The organism is Bradyrhizobium prioriisuperbiae, assembly GCF_032397745.1.
In the GTDB taxonomy this organism is placed as follows: domain Bacteria; phylum Pseudomonadota; class Alphaproteobacteria; order Rhizobiales; family Xanthobacteraceae; genus Bradyrhizobium_A; species Bradyrhizobium_A prioriisuperbiae.
This window is the reverse complement of the sequence record NZ_CP135921.1, coordinates 596,281-617,210: the sequence shown is the minus strand read 5'-3', so window position 1 is coordinate 617,210 and position 20,930 is coordinate 596,281. Positions and strand designations below refer to the sequence as shown.

Here is a 20,930-nt window from a genome sequence, read left to right as displayed (position 1 = left end):
CTGGCACGCATGACGGCATGCGCTGGCGGTGTCGGGGAAATCGCGATAGTCTCTTGCTCTCGCTCAAGAACCTACGGGCAAGGAATTCATCATGTCACTGCAGCTCTATCTCGCTTATGTCGCCGCCTGTATCGCGCTGGCGCTGTTGCCCGGACCGGTGGTGACGCTGGTGATTGCCAATGGCCTGCGCTATGGCACACGCGCCGCACTGATCAACATCACCGGTGCCCAGGTCGGATTGGCGATCGTGATCGGCGTTGTCGCCGTCGGGCTGACCTCGCTGATGGCGACGATGGGGTACTGGTTCGACTGGGTGCGGTTTGCGGGCGCCGCCTATCTGGTCTGGCTCGGCATCAAGCTGATCCGCTCGCCCAGCATGCTCGAAACATCGGACGCACCACCTCCGCCGCCGCGGGGCGGGTTTTTTCTGCAGGGCCTCTTGGTGCTGCTGAGCAATCCCAAGGTGCTGGTGTTCTTCGGTGCCTTCATTCCGCAATTCGTCGATATGAGCCAGCCGCAATTTCCGCAGATCGTGGTGCTCGGCCTCACCTTCATGGTGACGGTGGCAATGTCCGATGCCGCCTACGCCCTGCTGGCCGGGCGGGCGCGCAACATCCTGTCGGCGCGTCGCGCGCGGATGCTGTCGCGGGCCTCCGGCGGCTTTATGATCGGTGGTGGCATCTGGCTGGCGCTGAGCCGCGCGCGATAACCCGTCGTCGACAACAGGGCGGAGACGCCATGCGCCGATACGGTTGCGTTACACCGGCAAGTGTTCGGCGCCGACCACGGCCTCGATTTCGGTGAGAATGCGGGCCAGTCGCTCAGCCCATTGCTGCTGACCCGAGGGCTCGGAGATCAAGTCCTGGCGGATCTCGATGCCGGTGTTCATCAGGCCCCGCTTCTCGCCGTGCACGGGAATGGTGTAGTCAGTGGCATCGCTTACCGCATAGGGCTCGTTGTCGCCGACCACCAGATCGCCCTCGGCGCGCAGCTGCTGCAGCAGCAATGGTGGCAGCCTGGTATCGCGATGATACAGCGTCCCGACGTGCCAGGGACGTGCGATGCCGGCATAGATCGGCGTGAAGGAATGCAGCGAGACCAGGATGGTCGGTCGTCCATCGCGCAGCCGCTGCGCGATGACCTCATCGATCCGGTTGTGATACGGCTCGAAGAATAGTCGTCGCCGGTCCTCGGCGCTGTCGTGTGTCAGGCCCTCGTTGCCGGGGATCATGGTTGCTTCGCTGATCATCGGGATCGAGGACGGCGCGCCCGGCGGCCGGTTGCAGTCGATCACCAGTCGCGAATAACGCTGCGCGATCAGGTGCGCATTCATCATGTGCGACAGCGCGGTCGCGACGCCGGCGATGCCGATGTCCCAGGCGATGTGCCGTGTCAGTTCGTCGATGGGCAGTCCAAGCTGGCCAAGCGCACGCGGGATCAGCCGGCCGTAGTGATCGCAGGTGAACAAGAACGGCGATATGCCCTTATCATTTTCCTCCAGCACCGGTGGAACTTCATCGCTTGTGAGGCGTAATGAAAGGGGATTGTCTGGGTTCATGCGTATCCCTGCCGCCTGACGCTGCTGTTCGATGGGCTGCTCAACGAAGCGGCAGGCCATCGCAAGATTCGGCCTGTTCGATCATCTAATAAAGTCTCACTCAAATCAAAGACATCCCGTGACCTGCCGAATCCGAAGTTCTGCCCCTGAAGATGCCGCCAACCTGGCGGAGACAAATGTCACGAAAATGGCCAGGTTGGTCGATCGCGGCGAAAGTGGGGTTGCGAACCGCGCCGGCAACATGCTGATCCGCACGGGATTTGACATCGTCTACGAGACGCCGGCCGTCACCCCGATGGTGATCATGCTCAGCATCCACCCCTCCCGGGCCGGCGATATTGTCGGGGCAGAAACGCTGGTGACCGAGCCGGACGTTCCGGTCCGATACTATCGGGACAGTTTCGGCAATGCCTGCGGGCGGCTGACGGCCCCCGCCGGCAAGATCAGGCTGCGTGGCGAGGCGCTGGTGCGCGACAGCGGCCGGCCCGATCCGGTCGCGCTCGAGGCCAGGCAACTCGCCATCGAAGAGCTTTCCGACGCGTGCCTGCTGTATTTGATGCCGAGCCGCTATTGTGAGACGGAGAAGCTCGCCGATATCGCCTGGACGCTGTTCAAGGATACGCCGCCGGGATGGGCGCGGGTGCAGGCGATCTGCGATTTCGTGCATGGCCACGTCGAATTCGGTTATCAGCACGCCGATGCAACTCGCACCGCCTTCAACGTCTACCAGGTCCGGAAGGGCGTGTGCCGGGATTTTGCCCATCTCGCCGTTGCGCTCTGCCGCTGCATGAACATTCCGGCGCGCTACGTGACCGGTTATCTCGGCGACATCGGCGTGCCGCCGGATCCGGCGCCGATGGATTTTTCCGGATGGTTCGAGGCGCATCTGTCAGGCCGCTGGCATACCTTTGATGCCCGTCACAACAAGCCGAGGATCGGCCGCATTCTGATGGGCACCGGCCGTGATGCCGCCGACGTGGCGCTGACAACGAACTTCGGCCCGGTGGTGCTGAAGAAATTTGTTGTCCACACCGACGAGGTGGTGGCACCCTGAGTGCCGATCGCAGGACCTCGTTTCATCTTCTCATGACAGTGCATTTGTTTGTTTACGGCACGCTGATGCGGCGGGCCCGTCATCCGATGGCGGCCATGCTCGCGGCCAATGCAGATTTCGTCGGTGAAGGCCGCTACGCAGGGCGGCTTTACATGATTTCCCATTATCCCGGCGTGGTGCCATCGACGATGGCCGGAGACGTGGTGTTCGGCGACGTCTATGTGCTGCGTCATCCTTCCCGTCTGCTGCGGCGGCTGGACGTCTATGAGGGAAGTGGGCCGCTGTCGCAAAAGCCGGTGCAATATGTCCGCAGGCTGCAGACCATCGCATTGGGCGACGGCAAGACCCTCGAGGCGTTTGTGTATGTCTACAACCGCCCGATTGCCGGGCTGACACGGATTCGCAGCGGCCGGTTCCTGCGTCCGTGATTTCAGGTGCGGAATTCGGTCAGATAGGCCGCGAGCAGGATCGCCGCGAACACCAGGCCGATCGCACCGAGCGGCACGAAGCCGCCGATCGAAAACACCACCGTACTCAGTGCCGAGCCGATGCCGCCGCCGAGGAAGATGCTGGTGACGAACGCGGCATTGACGCGACCGCGGATCTCCGCCGGCAGCTTGTAGATTTCGCGCTGTCCGCTCACCAGCGTGCACTGGACGCCGGCGTCGATCAGGATGCTGGCGCCGACCAGCGGCACGAGCGAGCCGGTGCCGCCGAAGAATGTCAGGCCGAAGGCCGCAGCCGCCAATGCAATGCCAAGGCCGGTGACCAGCCGGCCGTGGCCGCGGTCTGCCAGACGCCCCACCACCGGCGCAACCAGCACGCCGATTGCGCCGCTGAGCAGGAAAGCGGAGAGGCCGACTGTGCCCAGCGAAAACGGCGGCGCCTGCAGCAGCACCGGGATCGAGGTGAAGAACAGGCTGATCGAGCCGAACATGCAGGCCTGGTAGATCGAACGCCGCTGCAGCACCGGGTTGTCGCGCAGCACCGGCCATAACGATCCGATCAACTCGCGATAGCCGGTTTTCGAATCCGGATGGCGGCGCGGCAGCGCCACGGCCAGCAGGATGGCGATCGCGCTCACCACCAGTGCCGACAGCCCGAACACCGCGTGCCAGCCGGCCACACCGGCGACCAGGGTCGCGATCGGGCGCGACAGCAGGATGCCGAGCAGGAGCCCGCTCATCACCTTGCCGATAATCTCGCCGCGGCGTTTCTCCGGTGCGAGATGAGAGGCGATCAGGAGGATGGTCTGGGTCACGCTGGTGCTGAAACCGAGTATGAGAACTGCGGCGAGGAAGATCCAGACCGACGTCGCCAGCATCGCCGCCACGAGGCTTACGATGACGGCGCACAGCGCGCCGAGGATGAGCTTCTTGTTCTCGACGATGTCGCCGAGCGGACCGAGCAACAGCAGACCCGCCACATAGCCCGCCTGGATGGTGGTCACGATCAAGCCGGAGCGGGCAATGCTGATGCCGAGCGACTGTCCGATCGGGCCGATCAGGGGCTGGGCGTAGTAGAGATTGGCCACGGTCACGCCCGTACCGACGGCGAGGCAAAAGATCAGCCAGGCCGGCACGGTGCCGTGGCTTGCGGTCTGGTCAGGCATTGGATGGGTTTATAAGCGGAACTGTTGGGGGGGGGGCTGGATCGACAGAGTTGCCGAGCACGCCTGAGATAGGCCGTCTGCCGCCGGACGCAAGACCGGAGCGCGGCCCTACTCGTCGGATCCGGCGTGTCTCGAGCCAAAATCCGCCCTGTGGAAAGGGGGGAGACACGTCTTCGACCTATGGCCGCCACGTGAGCCCACCTATATTGATGATCGGTTGCTGGAAAGTCTGCGAAGCTGATGCGCTTTACGCCCCAATTTCTCGATGAACTGCGCGCACGGCTTCTGGTTTCGGAAGTCGTGGGGCGACGCGTCAAGCTGAAGAAGGCGGGCCGGGAGTGGAAGGGCCTGTCGCCGTTCCAGCAGGAGAAATCGCCGTCGTTCACCGTCAATGATCAGAAGGGCTTCTATCACGACTTCTCGTCCGGCAAGCATGGCGACATCATCAGCTTTGTGATGGAAACCGACGGCGTCGGCTTCACCGAAGCCGTCGAGCGCCTGGCGTCGATGGCCGGTCTTTCGCTCCCCGCGGTGACACCCGACGCCGCGCGCCAAGAGCAGCGCCGCCGCACCCTGCACGATGTGATGGAGATGGCGACCACCTTCTTCATCGAGACGCTGGCGTCGCGTGTGGGCGCCAAGGCGCGTGGTTATCTTGCCGATCGTGCGATCGCGCCCACGACGCAGCTGCAGTTCCGGATCGGCTATGCGGACGGCGAGCGGTTCACGCTGAAGGAGCATCTCGGCAAGGCCGGCGTCTCGGTGGAGGATATGATCGAGGCGGGGCTTTTGATCGGCGGCGACGATATTCCGGTGCCGTACGATCGCTTCCGCGATCGCGTGATATTTCCCATCACCGACTTGCGCAATCGGGTCATCGCCTTTGGCGGCCGCGCGCTGGAAAAGGATGTCTCGGCCAAGTACCTGAACTCGCCGGAAACGCCGCTGTTTCACAAGGGCGATAATCTCTACAACTTTGCGCCGGCACGGCAGGCGACCCACAATGGCGCGCCGCTGATCGTGGTCGAAGGCTATGTCGACGTCATCGCCATGGTGACGGCGGGTTTTGCCGGCACTGTCGCCCCGCTCGGCACAGCGCTGACTGAAAATCAGCTCGCCCATCTGTGGAAGATGGTGGATGAACCGATCCTCTGCTTCGACGGCGACAAGGCCGGCAAGCGCGCCGCCTATCGCGCCGCCGATCTGGCGCTGCCGCACCTCAAGCCCGGCAAGAGTCTGCGCATCGCGCTGTTGCCGGAGGGGCAGGACCCCGACGATCTCGCGCGCAGCGGCGGGCGGGGCGCGATCGAAGACGTGATCGGCGCGGCTCGGCCATTGGCCGAGGTGATCTGGTCGCGCGAGACCGAGGGCGGGAGCTTCAACACGCCGGAACGCCGGGCGGCGCTGGAAGCCCGCATTGGTGAATTGACCAATGGCATCCTCGACGAGGTGATCCGCCGCTATTATCGGCAGGATCTGGTGGAGCGGTTGCAGCGGACCTTGGCCCCTGAGGGCGGTCGCGGCGGCTACGGGCGCGGACCCGGTTTCGGCGGCGAATCGAGGCGCCGATTCGCGCCGCGAGGGTCTCAAAACGGGTTCCAGGGCGGGCGGGGCAACCCGCGAGGGGCCGGCCAGAAGTTTTCCACTGTTGGTCAGAGCCTCGGGCGCGGCCCCTATCAGGCGGCCAGTCCGCAATTGGCGAGCAGCCCTCTGATGCGGGGACAGCGGACGGCGCTGTCGCGACGCGAGGCCCTGATCCTGCAGTCGCTGATCAACCATCCTTGGCTGCTGGACGACCATCTGGAGGAGGTCGCGGCGCTGGAATTGGCCCATCCGGAGGCCCACCGGCTGCGCGCAGCCATCATCGCAGCTTTCGCCCATGATCATCATCACAGCCCCGACCCCGTCGAGCAGAGCGAAAAACTGCGAGCGGATTTGGCAAAATCTGGATTTTCAGAGCTTCTTCAAAGGGTTGAGAAATCTATCACGACCTTCGCGGTGTGGGGCGCGCAACCTGGAGCGGCTACCGACGACGTACTCGCCACCTGGCATCAATTGATCGTCTTGCATCGGCAGTCGCACTCCCTACTTAGGGAGCTGAAGGACGCAGAGCTGGCTCTGGGCGAGGTGGCCAATGAGGCGAATGAAGCCTGGCTGCGCGACGTCAAAGCCCGGCTTGCGGAAGTGGATGGCACCGAGGCTCTGATCGAGGGGTTCGGCGAGTCCTCCGGCCGGTTCCTCAAGTCGGTGTGAGCCTGAGTTTCGCCCGCCCGGCGTCGGGGAACCGCAATTAAAGACTCGCAAGACGGACATTTTGGACGCAAAAACAGGGTTAAGGGGCGCTTAACGGCGTCAGGCGAGAGTGGCGAAATCGATTCGGGGGTGGCGTTGCGATAGCGCCGCCCTTTCCGTGTCAAAGGCGGGTTGATACACGAGCGTGGTCCAGCGGAGCCGGTTTCCGGGGGATCAGGCTCAAACACAACATGGGGCGCGATCGCGCTCCGGGCAGCGAGGGCGGTGACGCCCCCGTGCGGGTAGCGCGTTTCAGGAGCAGTGAATGGCCAGCAAGGCGAAGACGGCGCAGATCAAGGAAAAGGAAAAAGACGAGAAGGTCACTGACGCGCCGGAAAAGGATGCTTCTGAAGCGCCGGGGCCGTTGCTCGATCTTTCCGACGCCGCCGTCAAGAAGATGATCAAGCAGGCCAAGAAGCGCGGCTACGTCACCTATGAGCAGCTGAATGCGGTGCTGCCGTCGGAGGAGGTCACCTCCGAGGCGATCGAAGACACGCTGGCGCTGCTCTCCGACATGGGCATCAACGTTATCGAATCCGAAGACAGCGATAACGACGAAGAAGAGACCAAGGAAGAGGCCGAGGACGAACCCGACAACGAGCTTGTCGAGGTCACGCAGAAGGCCGTCACCGAGACCAAGAAATCCGAGCCCGGCGAGCGCACCGACGATCCGGTGCGGATGTATCTGCGCGAGATGGGCACCGTCGAACTCCTGTCGCGCGAAGGCGAAATCGCCATCGCCAAGCGGATCGAAGCCGGCCGCGAAGCGATGATCGCAGGTCTCTGCGAAAGCCCGCTGACGTTCCAGGCCATCATCATCTGGCGCGACGAACTGAACGAAGGCAAAATCTTCCTTCGCGACATCATCGACCTCGAAGCCACCTATGCCGGCCCCGATGCCAAGAACGGCATGAACCCGGCGATCACCGATCAATCCGGTGGTGATGGCCAGCCCGCCGCTGCGGCCGACGCCCAAGACCCTTCAAGAAATGCTGGCGATGCCGTGGTGAGCGCGCCGTCGCTGGTTGCGCCTCCGGCTGCGCCGCCGTCCGCCACCCCGTTCCGTCCGGCACCGCCGCGCGGCGCGCCCGGCGCTGCGGAAGGCGAGGAGAAGGATCCGGCTGAATCCGCCGCCGAGTCCGACATGGACGACGACGAGTTCGAGAACCAGATGTCGCTTGCGGCGATCGAGGCCGAGCTCAAGCCGAAGGTGGTGGAGACCTTCGATAAGATCGCGAGCGAGTACAAGAAGCTGCGCCGCCTGCAGGAGCAGGACATCCAGAACCAGCTGCAGAACGAGCAGCTGACGCCGTCGCAGGAGCGCAAGTACAAAAAGCTGAAGGACGAAATCATCGTCGAAGTGAAGTCGCTGCGGCTCAATCAGGCCCGTATCGATTCGCTGGTCGAGCAGCTCTACGACATCAACAAGAAGCTGGTGTCCTATGAAAGCCGCCTGTTCCGGCTCGGCGACAGCCATGGCGTCGGCCGCGAGGATTTCCTGCGCAACTACCAGGGCTCGGAGCTTGATCCGCGCTGGCTCAACCGTGTCTCGAAACTCTCGGCCAAGGGCTGGAAGAATTTCGTCGCCCACGAGAAGGATCGTATCCGCGAGCTGCGCCACGAGATCCAGCAGCTTGCTGCCCTGACCGGGCTCGAGATCGGCGAATTCCGCAAGATCGTGCTTGGCGTGCAGAAGGGCGAGCGCGAGGCGCGCCAGGCGAAGAAGGAAATGGTCGAGGCCAATTTGCGTCTCGTGATTTCGATCGCCAAGAAATACACCAACCGCGGCCTGCAGTTCCTCGATCTGATCCAGGAAGGCAACATCGGCCTGATGAAGGCGGTCGACAAGTTCGAGTATCGCCGCGGTTACAAGTTCTCGACCTATGCCACTTGGTGGATCCGGCAGGCGATCACCCGCTCGATCGCCGATCAGGCGCGCACCATCCGCATTCCGGTGCACATGATCGAAACCATCAACAAGATCGTGCGCACGTCGCGCCAGATGCTCAACGAGATCGGCCGCGAGCCGACCCCGGAGGAGCTGGCCGAGAAGCTCGGCATGCCGCTGGAGAAGGTGCGCAAGGTCCTCAAGATCGCCAAGGAGCCGCTGTCGCTGGAAACCCCGGTGGGCGACGAGGAAGATTCACACCTCGGCGATTTCATCGAGGACAAGAACGCGATCCTGCCGATCGATGCGGCGATCCAGTCCAACCTGCGCGAGACCACCACGCGCGTGCTGGCCTCGCTCACGCCGCGCGAAGAGCGCGTGCTGCGCATGCGTTTCGGCATCGGCATGAACACCGACCACACCCTGGAAGAAGTCGGCCAGCAGTTCTCGGTGACCCGCGAACGTATCCGCCAGATCGAAGCCAAGGCGCTGCGCAAGCTGAAGCACCCTTCGCGCAGCCGCAAGCTGCGCAGCTTCCTGGACAACTGAGTCCGGTGTCATTGCGTGTTACGAACAATCGCCGGCCCTTGGGCCGGCGATTTTGTTTTGCGCCACCTCGTCCGCGGCAGCGCGCGGCATTGACGCTTGCGGAGGCAGCAGGGACAATGCTGCTGCTTCGCTTGTCATCTTCGTTTTCCATCGCCGAAAGGATCGGGTTCATCATGATCAGGCTGCGACTGGCTGTCATTCTCACGACGCTCATGGTTGCTGCACCCGCCTTTGCGGCGCAGTGCGGCGGGGATTTTCAGACCTTCGTCGCCAATATCTCGCGCGAGGCGCAAGCGGCGGGCATCTCCCAGGGCGTGATCTCCCAGGCGCTCGGCGGCGTGACCCAGGATGGTGCGGTGCTGGCGTTCGACCGGCGCCAGCGCGGTACTTTCAACAAGACGTTCGAGCAGTATGTCGCCACTCGGGTCGGGGCGGGACGCATCAAGACCGGCAAGACGATGCTGCAGCGGCATGCGTCGCTGTTGTCGCGCATCGAGCGGCAGTTCGGCGTGCCGCCGCAAATCCTGGTGGCGATCTGGGGGCTGGAGACCGATTTCGGCGCTGGCGACATGGGCAAGCTGCCGGTGTTCCGAGTGCTTGCGACCATGGCGCATGATTGCCGCCGCACCGAACTGTTCCAGGGCGAGCTGATCGCCGCCTTGAAGATCGTACAGCGGGGCGATCTCGGCCTGCGCGACATGATCGGCGCTTACGCCGGCGAACTCGGCCAGACCCAGTTTCTGCCGTCGTCCTACATCAAGTATGGCGTGGACTATGACGGCAATGGTCATGTCGATCTCAGGCACAGCGTGCCCGATGTGCTGGCCTCGACCGCCAACCTGTTGAAGACCAGCGGCTGGCGCGCCGGCGGCTCCTATGAAGAGGGCTCGGCGAATTTCGACGCCATGCGCGAGTGGAACCGGGCGACGGTCTATCGCAAGACCATCGGTTATTTCGCGGACCGGCTGGCGCAGTAAAGGTGACTATTCAATGTCGCTATCTTTCATCATCACCTCGCTGATCGTCATCGCTTCGCCCGGCACTGGCGTGCTCTACACGCTGGCGGCGGCGCTCACCCGTGGATCGCGAGTCAGTGTCGCAGCCGCCTTCGGCTGCACGCTCGGGATCGTACCCCACATTGCCGCGGCGATGCTTGGGCTTGCTGCCGTGCTGCACACCAGTGCGCTGGCGTTCGCAGCGCTGAAATGGCTGGGCGTGGCGTACCTGCTCTACATGGCCTGGCAGGCGCTGCGTGAGCAGGGCGCACTGCATGTGGACGAAAAGGGCGCCGCGCGTTCGCTGCACGAGACCATCGTCACCGGATTCTTGATCAATATCCTCAATCCGAAGCTGTCGATCTTCTTCCTGGCCTTCCTGCCGCAATTCATACCTGCCGAGGAATTGCATCCGCTGCTGCAGATGCTGGAGCTCGGCGTGGCGTTCATGGTGCTGACGTTCGCGGTGTTTGTGCTGTATGGCCTCGCCGCCGCCCGCGTGCGCGACCGTGTCATCAGCCGTCCCACAGTGATGACATGGCTGCGCCGGACCTTCGCGGCCGGCTTTGTCGCACTCGGCGCCAAGCTGGCATTTGCGGAGCGCTGAACTGATCGGAGTTGAGGGCCACGAGCCTGCGTCACGCCAGCTCCGGCACTTTGTCGAGCGCGTAAAACTGCACTGTGGCGGCACGGCCCTTGACGGCTGCGTCATGCAGGGTTTCGCTGGACATATCGAGGCCGGCGGCCTCGGCAACCTGCCTGGAGATGATCAGTGAGCAATTGTAGTCCTTGGTCAGGCTCTCCAGCCGGGCGCAGGTGTTCACGGTGTCGCCGATCGCCGTGATGATCTGCGATTTCGGCGGCCCCATCGCGCCGACAATGGCTTCGTTGTAGTGGATGCCGATGCCGATGCGCAGAGGTTGCGCGAGTTCCCCGGCCATCTGGCGGTTGAGCCGCTCGAGCCGGATCAGCATTTCGCGTGCACCGCGGATCGCGTCCATCGCGCCGCGGGCGGGATCGCCCTCCAGCCCATAGAGCGCCATCAGGCCGTCGCCAGTGAATTGCGAATAGTGGCCGTTGGTGGCGTCCAGCGCGTTGGTCATTTCCTGGAAGAAATGATTGAGCAGATACAGCACGTCGTAGGGCATGCGGGTTTCGCCGATGCTGGTGGAGCCGCGCAAATCGATAAAGATCACGGTGATCAACCGTTCGCTGCCCTCCAGGCCACCGCGCGCGGTGCCGTCGATCGCCGCCGCTTCCGCGGACAACAGTGGCATCACCGCGAGGTCGGACGTGGGACAGATCTGGCAGGCGAGGCGGGTGCCGGGCGAGGCGTGGATGCGGGTCAGGGCCTTGGCTTCCAGCGGCTCGGGGTCCGGCAGGCTCGCGAGGCCATGAGTGACCAGGACCCGGCAGGTGGTGCATCGCGCGCGGCCGCCGCACACCGCGGCATGAGGGATGCCGTTGTCGCGCAATGTTTCCAGCACACTCGCGCCGGGCTCCACGATCATGCGCCGTCTGTTCGAGAAGGTCAGCGTCGGCGGCCGCTGCCGGCGGTAGAGCCGGCTGCGCACGGCGCGCGCGCCGAATGGCAGGAGAGTGAGAGCGATGTGGCCGATGATGACCGCGCGCGTGATGCGATCGACGAAGGCCCGGCTTTCGTTGGTGTAGTTGGCGTCCTCCAGTGTCGCCTGCACATAACCCGGATCCTTCTGCGCCTCGCGCCGGACTTCGTTTCCAGCAGCGACGAAGCCGGCCAGCGCCAGTGCCGGAAGCAGCAGCGCTACGGGCCGCAGATAAGGCAGCGCGCTCGGAAACCACGGCTTGGTACGCAGCCAGAAGTGAATGCCGATGCAGGCGTGGATCCAGACCGCGATCACCGAGATGAACTGGAGGCCGGCAAGCCAGGGTGTGGATTGCCAAAGGCTGACAAGGACCGCGCCGTAAAACGGAGAGACTTCAGCACCGAGTTCGGCAATGCGCGTGGCCACTACATGAAGCGCCAACAGCAGTGGAATGCTGAGCCCGAGCACCAGTTGCCAGAACTCCCAGCGCGACATCCGCAGCGATCGCCGGCTGTAGATCGACCACAACGCGTTGATGTAATGCACGGCCAGGGCGATGCCGAGAATTACGGTCCCCGCCGTCGTTCTCCAGGGAGCCAACACGACGCCAAGTGCGGCTTCGCCGAACGGGAGGGAAATCAGCAGCGTGGCATGCCCGAGGAAATGACAGACCACGAAGGCGAGCAGCGTCAGGCCACTGGTGAGGCGGAGATTGGCGCGCAACTGCGATGGGTTCAGCGTCATCGTCTTTCTCGGAGGGGCCAGATTGCTTTGAATCATAGCGAATGCCGGACGCGGAAGGAACCGATGGTTCTGAGCCTGCTCTCGGCCGTATCGATGTCGCGCAGCCGCCAGGGCAGTTCACTCTGTCCCGGCGGCTGAGGGTGGGCTTTGCAGGCGGTTTACGGATGTTCCACGATCAGGCGGACAATCCTGCGCACCAGTGGGAGCACCAGCAGCAGGGTCGGGAAAGCCACCAGCCAGGACAGTCCCCAGGCCTGTGGCCAGGTCGAGGTGAATTCCGGGCTGAAGCCAAGGCTTTTCAGCGTCGAGATCGCGGACACGACAAACGTCATGATCACCGAAAGCACGAACGGGGTGACAATAGAGGCATAGTGCGCGGGCAGCCGCCTGCGCGCGCGATTCACTTCAGGCATATTCATATCTAAGCTCGTTTTGAAATCGGTCCGTCGATCACGTGGCTGCCAATTCTGCATCCCTCCGGGTCAAAGGACCGGGTGTTGGATGCGTTGCCTGACGTGAGACGCTTACGGCGCATGGGACAAACCCGTGCCACGCCTGTGCCTTAATGCAGGATGGCGCCGACCGCCAGCGAAAATTTCACGGTCGGCGCAGAATGTCTTGAGTGTGGCGTGAAGATGGATAGCCACGCGGCCCCGATCAATTTCGGGCCCACAGCTCCTTGACCAGGATGCCGGCCTTCTTCTCGATCGCCGCAGCGGCGTCGAGACACAGATCCTCGCGGTAGCGGGAGCCGATGATCTGGACGCCGACGGGCAGGCCATTATGCAGCCCGACCGGGACCACGGCGGCTGGCAGTCCCAGCACATTGATCGAGGAGATGAAGCGCAGGTCGTTCCAGAACAGGTCCTTGACCCTTTGGTCGCCGCCGAGATCGGCATTGACCTCCGGCGTCGCCTTGACAGTGGTCGGCGTCAGGATCAGCGGATAATCCTCGAGGAATGCCATCCAGCTTCTGATGTGGCGCGAGCGTTCGCTGATCGCTTTCATGTAGCCGATCTGGTCGAGCTTGGTCGAGATCGCCAGGAAGCCGTCGAGGGTCTGCTGAAAATCGGCGCCGGCGGTGGCCCGCATCTGCGCCTCTTGTAGCACATGCAGCTCGGTCATGATCAGGTCGCACCAGAGCTGCCAGACGTCGTTGAGCGCGGGCAGTTCGACCTCGCTGACCTTGTAGCCGGCGTCGGCCAGATGATCGGCAGCCTTGCGTTGCAACGCGATCACGCCGCGATCGGTGTCCAGGTCATCGGGGATCTTGGCGAGGGCGACCTTGATTGGTGTCTTTGGCTTGGGTCCCTTGAGCGGGGCCGGCACCCACCAGGGGTCGCGTGGATCGCGTTGCGCCATCACTTCGAGGCCAAGGCGCACGTCGCGGACTTCGCGGGCCAGCGGTCCCTGCGACGACATGAACTGCGCCATCAGCGGCCGTTCCGCGGTGGCGCTCGGGTTGAACGCCGGGATACGTCCCTGGGTCGGCTTGATGGTGGCGATGCCGTTGCACTGGGCGGGCCAGCGCAGCGATCCACCGATGTCATTGCCATGCGCGATGGTGGCGATGCCGGCGGCGATGGAAGAGCCTGCGCCGCCCGAAGAGCCGCCACAGGTGATGGCAGGATCCCAGGGATTGCGCGTCAGCCCGTGCAGCGGGTTGTCGGTGAAGCCGCGCATGGAAAATTCCGGGGTATTGGTCAGACCGAGAATGACGGCTCCGGCCTTCTTGAGATTCGCGGTCACCGGAGAATCGCCCGGCGCGATATTGTCCTTGAAGGCCGTGACGCCGTTCGAATTGGCTTGGCCCTGCACATCGATATTGATCTTGATGGTGACCGGCACGCCGTGCAGCGGTCCGACCTCGTCGCCCTTCTGCTTGCTTTTGGCGAGCGCTCTATCCGCGGCCTTGGCCGCCTTCAGGGCATCCTTGCTCAAGTCGACCACCACGGCGTTGAGCGCGGGGTTTGTCTTGTGCATGTGGTCGATGTGGGTGCGGACCACCTCTTCCGATGTCACCTTGCCCTTTTTGATTGCGGCTGCCGTTTCAACGGCGGACCACTGCCAGATAGGTGTTTTGGCCACGTGTCGTCTTCTCCCTGTCCGATTCAATCCGGCAATCGTATCGGAGGTCGGACAGAAGTCGAGCGACGGTGGGAGCAGGCGTGTCTGCATCTCCGACATGGTGGGCGGCAGCTGCGAACAGTGCCAATATCTTGTAACCCTCGCCGGCGCTTTCCATTCATGCTTGGGAATGCGACTGTCGCAACGGCATTCGAAGAGGGCGGCGCATGCTGCAGCAGGGAAGGTCACGCGTCGCGGTGGCGGGTACCGTGGTCTTGATGTTGCTGGGCGGAATATCCAGTCTGCCGGCCGCCGAGGTAGATTTCGCAAGCCTCGCAGGCGCCACCGGCATGCCGGACATCCCGGGCCTCAAGGTGGTGTGGCTCGCTCCCTGGGGCGATCCGGCCAAGGCGAACCCCTGGCGCAACATCATCGTGCATCAGACCGAAGGTCCGGCCGGCTCAGCGCGGGCCGGTGCGCTTGAGCAGTCGAAACATCCGGAGCGTCGCGGGGTGACCGTCTGGGTGGAAACAGACGGTACGGTGTATTGGGCGACGCGAGAGGATGCGATTCCGACCCATGGCGACGGCGCCAACCGCAACGACAACAAATACATCGACAACAGGCCGACGTTCCGTCAGGTGCTGAAAGGTAACGCGATCGGGGTCGAGTTCGCGGGAAATTTCCCCAACGTCGGCGCGGAGGCGACACCGGCGCAGCTTGCGGCATGGGACATTCTGGTGCGCCTGCTGCAGGCGCGTTATGCGATCCCGAGCGAGCGGATCTACGCCCACAACTGGATCGACTTCAAGGATGCGCGTTATTGCGAGGGCTGCGGCCTGGCGCAGCGCGCCCGCGCCCTGAAGTTCATCCCGGAGTCCATCAGCCGGGGAGAGACAAGATGACGCCTGATTTCGCCGCCATGGGGCCGAAGTTCGTTGGCATCTGAACTTGATCGAAGTCGCGGGTCCCCCATATGGAGCGCATGAAAACACACAGCGGTAATTTGATCATCGATCAGGATGGCCGGGAGGTTCGCCCCGAGGAGCTGTCGCGCGGCACCCGCTACGGCGATCCGCTGCAGTTTCAGGCGTTCGGCTTCAGCACTGCGCCGTTGACACGCGAGCAGCGCATCGCGCGGCTGGAAGCCCTGGCAAAGCTGCTCGACGTCGCTTTCATCATGCCGGGCACGAACATTCGTTATGGCATCGACGGGCTGATCGGCCTGATTCCAGTGGTCGGCGATCTGATCACCACCGCCATCTCGTTGTGGATCGTTCGCGAAGCGCGTGCCCTTGGCGCGCCCTGGCATGTCACCGCGCGCATGCTCGGCAACGTTGCGCTCGATGGCGTGGTGGGACTGGTGCCTGTGGCCGGCGACGCCTTCGACGTCGTGTTCAAGGCAAACGTTCGCAACATCCGCCTGTTAAGGCGATGGCTCGACAAGCAGCGCTAATTTGCACTGGAGTTCAGGTGACGTCAGTTCAGGCGACGTCCTGTTCCGCGATTTCGAGCTCCGGCGGCTTGCGCTCAAGCGGAAACTCGGTGCTGTCGTAGAGATCGCGAATGCCGTTCTTGTCGAACCGCGCTTCGCCGACCTGCAGGTAGGCGCCGTTGAGCGAATCGGCCGGCAATTCCTCGATCGCAAAGCGCACGGCGTCGGCTGCAGTATCGAACCGACGATAGGCAAAACCGGCGCGACGCTTTTTGCGGATCGCGGCGGGAAACAGTTCGGCGGACTTGGTGTAATTAAAACGCATCATTACATCTCGACGTGGTAGGCGGTTTCTCTGAAAAGAGCGCTGCAAGGATTACGCTGCAAGAATTGCATCGCAATCGCGCTCTCCTGATCCAACATGATCATCGAAAAGCCGGCACCTACACTCGATCACAGTCGTGACCGCGGCACCGGAGCTAGGTCGTACTCTACGCCCTAATATGGGCATCAATATGAGAATTGCGACCCCTTGGCATGCCAAGGAATGAATCTACCCTCGATTCGAGCCCTTGCCGCGGATTCCGTCATTAATTCAACTATATGGCGAGGCAAGGAGGCAGCCATGCGAAAAGCCCGCAACCTGGGTTGCGGGCTTTTTTCGAGGGGAGGGTCGAAAAGGCGTAAAACTGGCCGCGGCGGCCGGCTATTTCGTTTGGTCGATCGGGACCACTTTGACCGGAGAGGTGTAGGGCTCGACGCGAAGTGCGTCGTTTGCCATCAATCCGATTTTCCCCGAGGGAGCCTGCTCGAGATCGCCGCTGCCGGCTTTGCGCATCGCGTAGCGCCACACCGACAGTGTGCCTTCGGTCTTCAGCGCCTTTGCGATTCCGCCTGCATTCTTGCCTTCGAACCTGGCCAGTTCGTCCTCGGTCAATCCGATCACGATTTCGTCTTTTGCGGTCACGACTTTGAAAAGCGAGACTTTGTCGGTGGCGAGAGCGGGATGCGAGATGATGGTCTCGAGAATGAGACCAGCGAGACCGAAGCCCAGAACACGGCTACGGGAAGCTTGGGACATTTCATAGTTCCTTAGACGTTAACAGCACGCGGGCGTTTACGCTCGTTTGGTAAACAAAATCCTCGCGCGACCGGTGTTGGTCGCGCGAGGAAAGCAACGCGTTCAAACTCGGTCGGACCAGCTATCTGGTTATTTCGGATTCAGTTTCAAGGCCGCGGAGTTGATACAATAACGCAGACCTGTCGGGCCCGGGCCATCGGGGAAAACGTGACCGAGATGACCTTGACAGTTCGAGCATAGAACCTCGGTGCGAATCATGCCATGGCTCACATCGCGCTCTTCGTCGACGTGTGAGGCTTCCGCTGGAGTGGTAAAGCTCGGCCAGCCGCAGCCGGAATCGAATTTCGCGTCGGATTCGAACAGAGTCTGGCCGCAACCGGCGCAAACATAGGTGCCCTGCGTTTTGGTATGCTCGTATTCGCCTGAAAACGGCCGCTCGGTGGCCTTTTCCCGCAGCACCGCATACTGCATCGGCGTCAATTCCTTGCGCCACTCGGCTTCGGTCTTCTGGGTTGCGGTGGTCTTGGTGCGGGTGTCGGTCATCGGTTTCTCCGCTTTTTAATGCTTCTCGAGAAAACGTCCGAGGTCAAACCTCGGACGTCAGCACGATAATGTGAAATCGCGTGACGCGATTGCATAGAAATCGTTATCCGCTGATCGGCGGATAGCGCCGCTCTGTTTGCCCGTCAGTTCGTCGCCTTGGCATCGCGCACCAGCACCGGCTTGTCGCGATAATTGTCGGCGAAGATCTTCTTCAGGGCCTCGATCTTCGGCGCGTCGTTATAGACGATATAGGGCTGGTTGGGGTGCAATGTCAGATAGTCCTGGTGGTACTCTTCGCCGACAAAAAACGGCTTGCCGGATTCGACCGTGGTCGCGATCGGTTTCTTGAACGTCTTCGCAGTATTCAACTGCGCGATGTAGGCCTCCGCGATTTTCTTCTGGGCGTCGTTCTGGACGAAGATGGTCGAGCGATACTGGGTGCCGCTGTCCGGCCCCTGGCGATTGAGCTGGGTCGGATCGTGCACGACGGAGAAGTAGATCTGCAGCAGCTTGCCGTAGGAAATCACCTTCGGGTCGTAGGTTACCTGGACGGATTCGGCATGGCCGGTGGCTCCCGTGCCTGAAGCCGAATAATTGGCGGTTTCCTTGGCACCTCCGGCGTAGCCCGACACGGCGTTGAGGACGCCCTTGGTGTGCTGGTACACGCCCTGAACACCCCAGAAACAGCCGCCGGCGAGCACAGCGGTCTGTGTGCCGTCGGCCGCGGGCAGGTCAGCGGTCGGGGCCGGGATCACCACCGCGTCTTCCGCCGCGCGGGAGGGGCCGATCCAGGCGGAGGATAGCAATACGGCGCCGGCAGCGGCGGTCAGAACCATGCGGCGCAAGGGGAGGCTGGGCATCGGTGTTTCCTTGGGTTGGTAGCGCGCAGTCCGAAAAATAGAGACTGGTCCAGCGATCAGGTTACGCGCCAAGGCTTAAACGGGCCGGCATCGGTGCCGGATTATGTAAGATTTGCGCCGGGGCATGCAATTACCGATGTCGGCACACAACCCAATACGGCCGGCCCGGCGGCTCGTTACGCCTCGAAGCCACACGAGTTCGTGAGGTTTCGGAAGGGGCGGGTTAGTATGGAAAAGGCCAGCAAAAAGCTGCGGGACCGAAATCCCGCAGCTCCCGATGAAGTCAATTTTGAACGCTTATGGGCAAGGATACCGGTTGCCGTCCCGGTTGAGATAGGTGCCCGAAGCCGGATCGTAGGAGCGATAACGCTGCGCGCAGTAGGCTGCATTCTGCTGCGCCGCGGCCTGGGCCTGGCTGGCTGCGATCGCGCCGCCAATGATGGCGCCCGCAGCGAGACCGCCGATCAGCGCGCCGGCTCCGCCACCACCGCGATGATGATGGTGATAACCGTATCCACGACCACCCCAGCGCCGGTATTGAACGGTCTCCGCCGCAGCGGGCGCTACATTCGAAAGCCCGGCGTCGGCGCGCAATGGTGCTGAAATCGCGGGGGCGGAGAGTACGCTGGGTGCGATCAGCGCGGCGCCGAGAATTCGGGCGGATAGTCGGGGAAGTCGCATTATTTTCTCCTTTTTGGGCAATGCGGGCTTCAACGCAAAACCCGCGGATATGTTCCCGACATATCCCGCCCGCATTTCTGCCGATGCGGAGCGGCTGCGTCTACACCACGATACTCAATTTTTTCGCGGCACGCGTAATGCCGGTGTAAAGCCAGCGTGCGCGCGAATCCTGAAATGCAAAGCTTTCGTCGAACAGCACGACGTCGTCCCACTGCGAACCCTGTGACTTGTGCACGGTGAGGACGTAGCCGTAATCGAACTCGTCATAGGGCTTGCGCTGCTCCCAAGGAATGGCCTCGATGCCGCCGCTGAAGCAGTCGGCGCGGACCGACACTTTTGTCACTTTGCTGGAAAACTCTTCGTCCGGCATCAGCCGCATGGTGACGATGCGCGATTTGGATTGCGCGCGCGCCTTGACGCGCCACAGTCCGCCATTGAAAAGCACCTTCTTGCGGTTGTTGCGCAGGCACACCAGTTTGTCGCCGGCGACGGGCAACGGATCCTCGATACCCTGCTTCTGGCGAACCCGCATGTTGTAGGCGCGGCGCGTGTTGTTGCGCCCGACCAGGATCTGATCGGCCTGCATCACGCGATCGGGATCGAGCGCAGCTCGATTGATCACTTCGCTGTCGCCGAACTGGCCGAGCTCCAGCGAGCGTCCCTCGCGTACCGCCATCGACATCCGCACGATCGGATCGTCTTGCGCCTGGCGGTGCACTTCGGTCAGCATCGCGTCCGGCTCGACTTCGGTGAAAAATCCGCCACCCTGGATCGGCGGCAACTGGGCCGGGTCGCCGAGCACCAGAAGCGGTGCGCCGAACGACAGCAGATCGCGGCCGAGTTCGGCATCGACCATCGAGCACTCGTCGATCACGATCAGTTTGGCCTTCGAGGCGGGCGCGTCATCCCACAGTTCGAAATTGGGCTGCTCCTCGCCGGATTCCCGGGCGCGGTAAATCAATGAGTGGATGGTCGAGGCGCCGTCGCAGCCGCGGCTTCGCATCACCAGTGCGGCCTTGCCGGTGAAAGCGGCATATTTGACGTCGCCGTCAACGCCGTCGGCGATATGCCGGGCGAGCGTCGTCTTGCCGGTCCCGGCATAGCCGAACAGCCGGAACACCTGCGGCGTCGAGCCTTCGCCAGGCTTGGCCTTGATCCAGTCGGCCACGGCGTTCAGTGCGGCATTCTGGTGCGGGGTGAATGTGGTCATGATCCGGGTGAGTAGTACAAAGATCGAACGAGCGATGTACATACCTGAATCGGCAGCCGGGATATGCGATATTTTTTGCTGATTTCGCTATGAAATATCGCGGTTCCGGCGTTCATGGCCATATAAGTGGGCGGATGTGACCGAGACGTGCCGGTCGCATGATCCCAACTTCGGTGGCGGCATGGAACGCAGACTTCTTCAGATCGCAATTTTTTTCGCTGGTGTGATCCCGATTGCGATCGGCCTCGCGGGGGTTACCTGGGGCGTGCGGTTTCTCTCGATCGACGACAATGCATCCATCGACGGTGCGGTCCGTTTCCTGTCCGGTGTCCTGCTGGCCGTCGGCGCCCAGTACTGGATTTCGATTCCCCACATCGAAAAGCATCAAACCCAGTTTTCCGTGCTCACCTTCATCCTGGTGTTCGGATCGCTGGCGCGGCTGACCTCGCTGTTCTTCGGCGGGGTGCCGAGCTTCGGCACCGTGATCGTGTCGGTGGTGACGCTGATCTACATCCCCCTGCTGTGGCTGTGGCAGCGGCGGCTGGCCCATAACCACAAAGTCTACAACACACCTTGAGCGGATCCGGCGACAGCAAGGCGCGCGAGACGCCAACCCAGCGTGTGCTGTCCTGGCTCGCGATGATCGTCGCCTTGGCCGTGCTCGGATTCGTGGCTTTTCGCCTCTACGACATCTACCTGCAGCCCGCGCCAGAGCCACCAAAGCCGATCCGGATTTTCCGCACGCCGAACGGCAAGGATGTTTCGTGATGAATCACGCTGGCAAGTCGACAGAACG

General features: G+C 62.6%; 22 protein-coding genes. 11 read left to right on the top strand and 11 right to left on the bottom strand.

Annotated features, from left to right (window positions below; all coding sequences use genetic code 11):
* Positions 1 to 91 precede the first annotated feature (91 nt).
* Positions 92 to 709 (top strand): LysE family translocator, encoded by a 618-nt coding sequence (locus RS897_RS02845; RefSeq protein ID WP_315835092.1) that lies wholly within the window; start codon positions 92 to 94, stop codon positions 707 to 709.
* A gap of 48 nt (positions 710 to 757) precedes the next feature.
* On the opposite strand, the gene RS897_RS02840 is transcribed toward RS897_RS02845, so the two are convergent.
* Positions 758 to 1,558 carry an N-formylglutamate amidohydrolase gene (locus RS897_RS02840; protein WP_315835091.1) on the bottom strand — a complete coding sequence of 267 codons (801 nt, stop codon included), beginning with the start codon at positions 1,556 to 1,558 and terminating at the stop codon, positions 758 to 760.
* 241 nt (positions 1,559 to 1,799) lie between these two features.
* Here RS897_RS02840 and RS897_RS02835 point away from each other — a divergent pair, with 241 nt between their 5' ends.
* Both RS897_RS02835 and RS897_RS02830 read left to right on the top strand, forming a co-directional pair.
* Entirely contained in the window at positions 1,800 to 2,612 is an 813-nt protein-coding gene (locus RS897_RS02835) for a transglutaminase-like domain-containing protein (RefSeq protein WP_315838502.1), read from the top strand.
* 32 nt (positions 2,613 to 2,644) lie between these two features.
* Positions 2,645 to 3,040, top strand: coding sequence for a gamma-glutamylcyclotransferase family protein (locus RS897_RS02830; RefSeq protein ID WP_315835090.1), 396 nt, complete (start codon positions 2,645 to 2,647; stop codon positions 3,038 to 3,040).
* A gap of 2 nt (positions 3,041 to 3,042) precedes the next feature.
* On the opposite strand, the gene RS897_RS02825 is transcribed toward RS897_RS02830, so the two are convergent.
* Complete coding sequence (locus tag RS897_RS02825; RefSeq protein WP_315835089.1) at positions 3,043 to 4,224, bottom strand: MFS transporter; 1,182 nt, start codon at positions 4,222 to 4,224, stop codon at positions 3,043 to 3,045.
* Positions 4,225 to 4,464: 240 nt separating this feature from the next.
* Between RS897_RS02825 and dnaG the strand changes: the two genes are divergently transcribed.
* The 4 genes from dnaG (at position 4,465) to RS897_RS02805 (ending at position 10,555) form a co-directional block, all read left to right on the top strand.
* Complete coding sequence (gene dnaG, locus RS897_RS02820; RefSeq protein ID WP_315835088.1) at positions 4,465 to 6,477, top strand: DNA primase; 2,013 nt, start codon at positions 4,465 to 4,467, stop codon at positions 6,475 to 6,477.
* 304 nt (positions 6,478 to 6,781) lie between these two features.
* Entirely contained in the window at positions 6,782 to 8,953 is a 2,172-nt protein-coding gene (rpoD, locus tag RS897_RS02815) for an RNA polymerase sigma factor RpoD (RefSeq protein WP_315835087.1), read from the top strand.
* Between the two features lie 173 nt (positions 8,954 to 9,126).
* Positions 9,127 to 9,930, top strand: a complete 804-nt coding sequence (locus tag RS897_RS02810; RefSeq protein WP_315835086.1) for a lytic murein transglycosylase — start codon at positions 9,127 to 9,129, stop codon at positions 9,928 to 9,930.
* Positions 9,931 to 9,943: 13 nt separating this feature from the next.
* Complete coding sequence (locus RS897_RS02805) at positions 9,944 to 10,555, top strand: LysE family translocator (RefSeq protein ID WP_315835085.1); 612 nt, start codon at positions 9,944 to 9,946, stop codon at positions 10,553 to 10,555.
* A 31-nt stretch (positions 10,556 to 10,586) separates the two neighbouring features.
* Here RS897_RS02805 and RS897_RS02800 read toward each other — a convergent pair whose 3' ends face one another.
* From RS897_RS02800 to RS897_RS02790, 3 genes are all read right to left on the bottom strand, one after another.
* Entirely contained in the window at positions 10,587 to 12,257 is a 1,671-nt protein-coding gene (locus RS897_RS02800; protein WP_315835084.1) for an adenylate/guanylate cyclase domain-containing protein, read from the bottom strand.
* 158 nt (positions 12,258 to 12,415) lie between these two features.
* Positions 12,416 to 12,676, bottom strand: a complete 261-nt coding sequence (locus RS897_RS02795) for a DUF2798 domain-containing protein (protein WP_407654419.1) — start codon at positions 12,674 to 12,676, stop codon at positions 12,416 to 12,418.
* 238 nt (positions 12,677 to 12,914) lie between these two features.
* Positions 12,915 to 14,435 (bottom strand): amidase family protein, encoded by a 1,521-nt coding sequence (locus RS897_RS02790; protein WP_407654418.1) that lies wholly within the window; start codon positions 14,433 to 14,435, stop codon positions 12,915 to 12,917.
* Between the two features lie 167 nt (positions 14,436 to 14,602).
* Here RS897_RS02790 and RS897_RS02785 point away from each other — a divergent pair, with 167 nt between their 5' ends.
* Together RS897_RS02785 and RS897_RS02780 are read left to right on the top strand one after the other, a co-directional pair.
* Entirely contained in the window at positions 14,603 to 15,229 is a 627-nt protein-coding gene (locus tag RS897_RS02785; RefSeq protein ID WP_315838500.1) for a peptidoglycan recognition protein family protein, read from the top strand.
* An 80-nt stretch (positions 15,230 to 15,309) separates the two neighbouring features.
* Positions 15,310 to 15,780, top strand: coding sequence for a DUF4112 domain-containing protein (locus tag RS897_RS02780; protein ID WP_315835082.1), 471 nt, complete (start codon positions 15,310 to 15,312; stop codon positions 15,778 to 15,780).
* Positions 15,781 to 15,808: 28 nt separating this feature from the next.
* Here RS897_RS02780 and RS897_RS02775 read toward each other — a convergent pair whose 3' ends face one another.
* The 6 genes from RS897_RS02775 to RS897_RS02750 form a co-directional block, all read right to left on the bottom strand.
* Positions 15,809 to 16,087, bottom strand: a complete 279-nt coding sequence (locus RS897_RS02775; protein WP_407654417.1) for a hypothetical protein — start codon at positions 16,085 to 16,087, stop codon at positions 15,809 to 15,811.
* 378 nt (positions 16,088 to 16,465) lie between these two features.
* On the bottom strand, positions 16,466 to 16,840 hold the full coding sequence (locus tag RS897_RS02770) for a hypothetical protein (RefSeq protein ID WP_315835081.1): 375 nt from the start codon (positions 16,838 to 16,840) through the stop codon (positions 16,466 to 16,468).
* Positions 16,841 to 16,969: 129 nt separating this feature from the next.
* On the bottom strand, positions 16,970 to 17,383 hold the full coding sequence (msrB, locus tag RS897_RS02765) for a peptide-methionine (R)-S-oxide reductase MsrB (protein ID WP_315835080.1): 414 nt from the start codon (positions 17,381 to 17,383) through the stop codon (positions 16,970 to 16,972).
* Positions 17,384 to 17,526: 143 nt separating this feature from the next.
* On the bottom strand, positions 17,527 to 18,243 hold the full coding sequence (gene msrA / locus RS897_RS02760) for a peptide-methionine (S)-S-oxide reductase MsrA (RefSeq protein ID WP_407654416.1): 717 nt from the start codon (positions 18,241 to 18,243) through the stop codon (positions 17,527 to 17,529).
* Positions 18,244 to 18,540: 297 nt separating this feature from the next.
* A complete protein-coding gene (locus tag RS897_RS02755; protein WP_315835079.1) occupies positions 18,541 to 18,924 on the bottom strand; it encodes a BA14K family protein in 384 nt (127 codons plus the stop codon).
* Between the two features lie 100 nt (positions 18,925 to 19,024).
* A complete protein-coding gene (locus RS897_RS02750) occupies positions 19,025 to 20,134 on the bottom strand; it encodes an ATP-dependent DNA helicase (protein WP_315835078.1) in 1,110 nt (369 codons plus the stop codon).
* A gap of 181 nt (positions 20,135 to 20,315) precedes the next feature.
* On the opposite strand from RS897_RS02750, the gene RS897_RS02745 reads away from it, so the two are divergent.
* Positions 20,316 to 20,711, top strand: a complete 396-nt coding sequence (locus RS897_RS02745) for a DUF4345 domain-containing protein (protein ID WP_315835077.1) — start codon at positions 20,316 to 20,318, stop codon at positions 20,709 to 20,711.
* A complete protein-coding gene (locus RS897_RS02740) occupies positions 20,708 to 20,902 on the top strand; it encodes a hypothetical protein (RefSeq protein ID WP_315835076.1) in 195 nt (64 codons plus the stop codon). The genes RS897_RS02745 and RS897_RS02740 overlap by 4 nt, the downstream gene beginning before the upstream one ends.
* Positions 20,903 to 20,930: the final 28 nt, after the last annotated feature.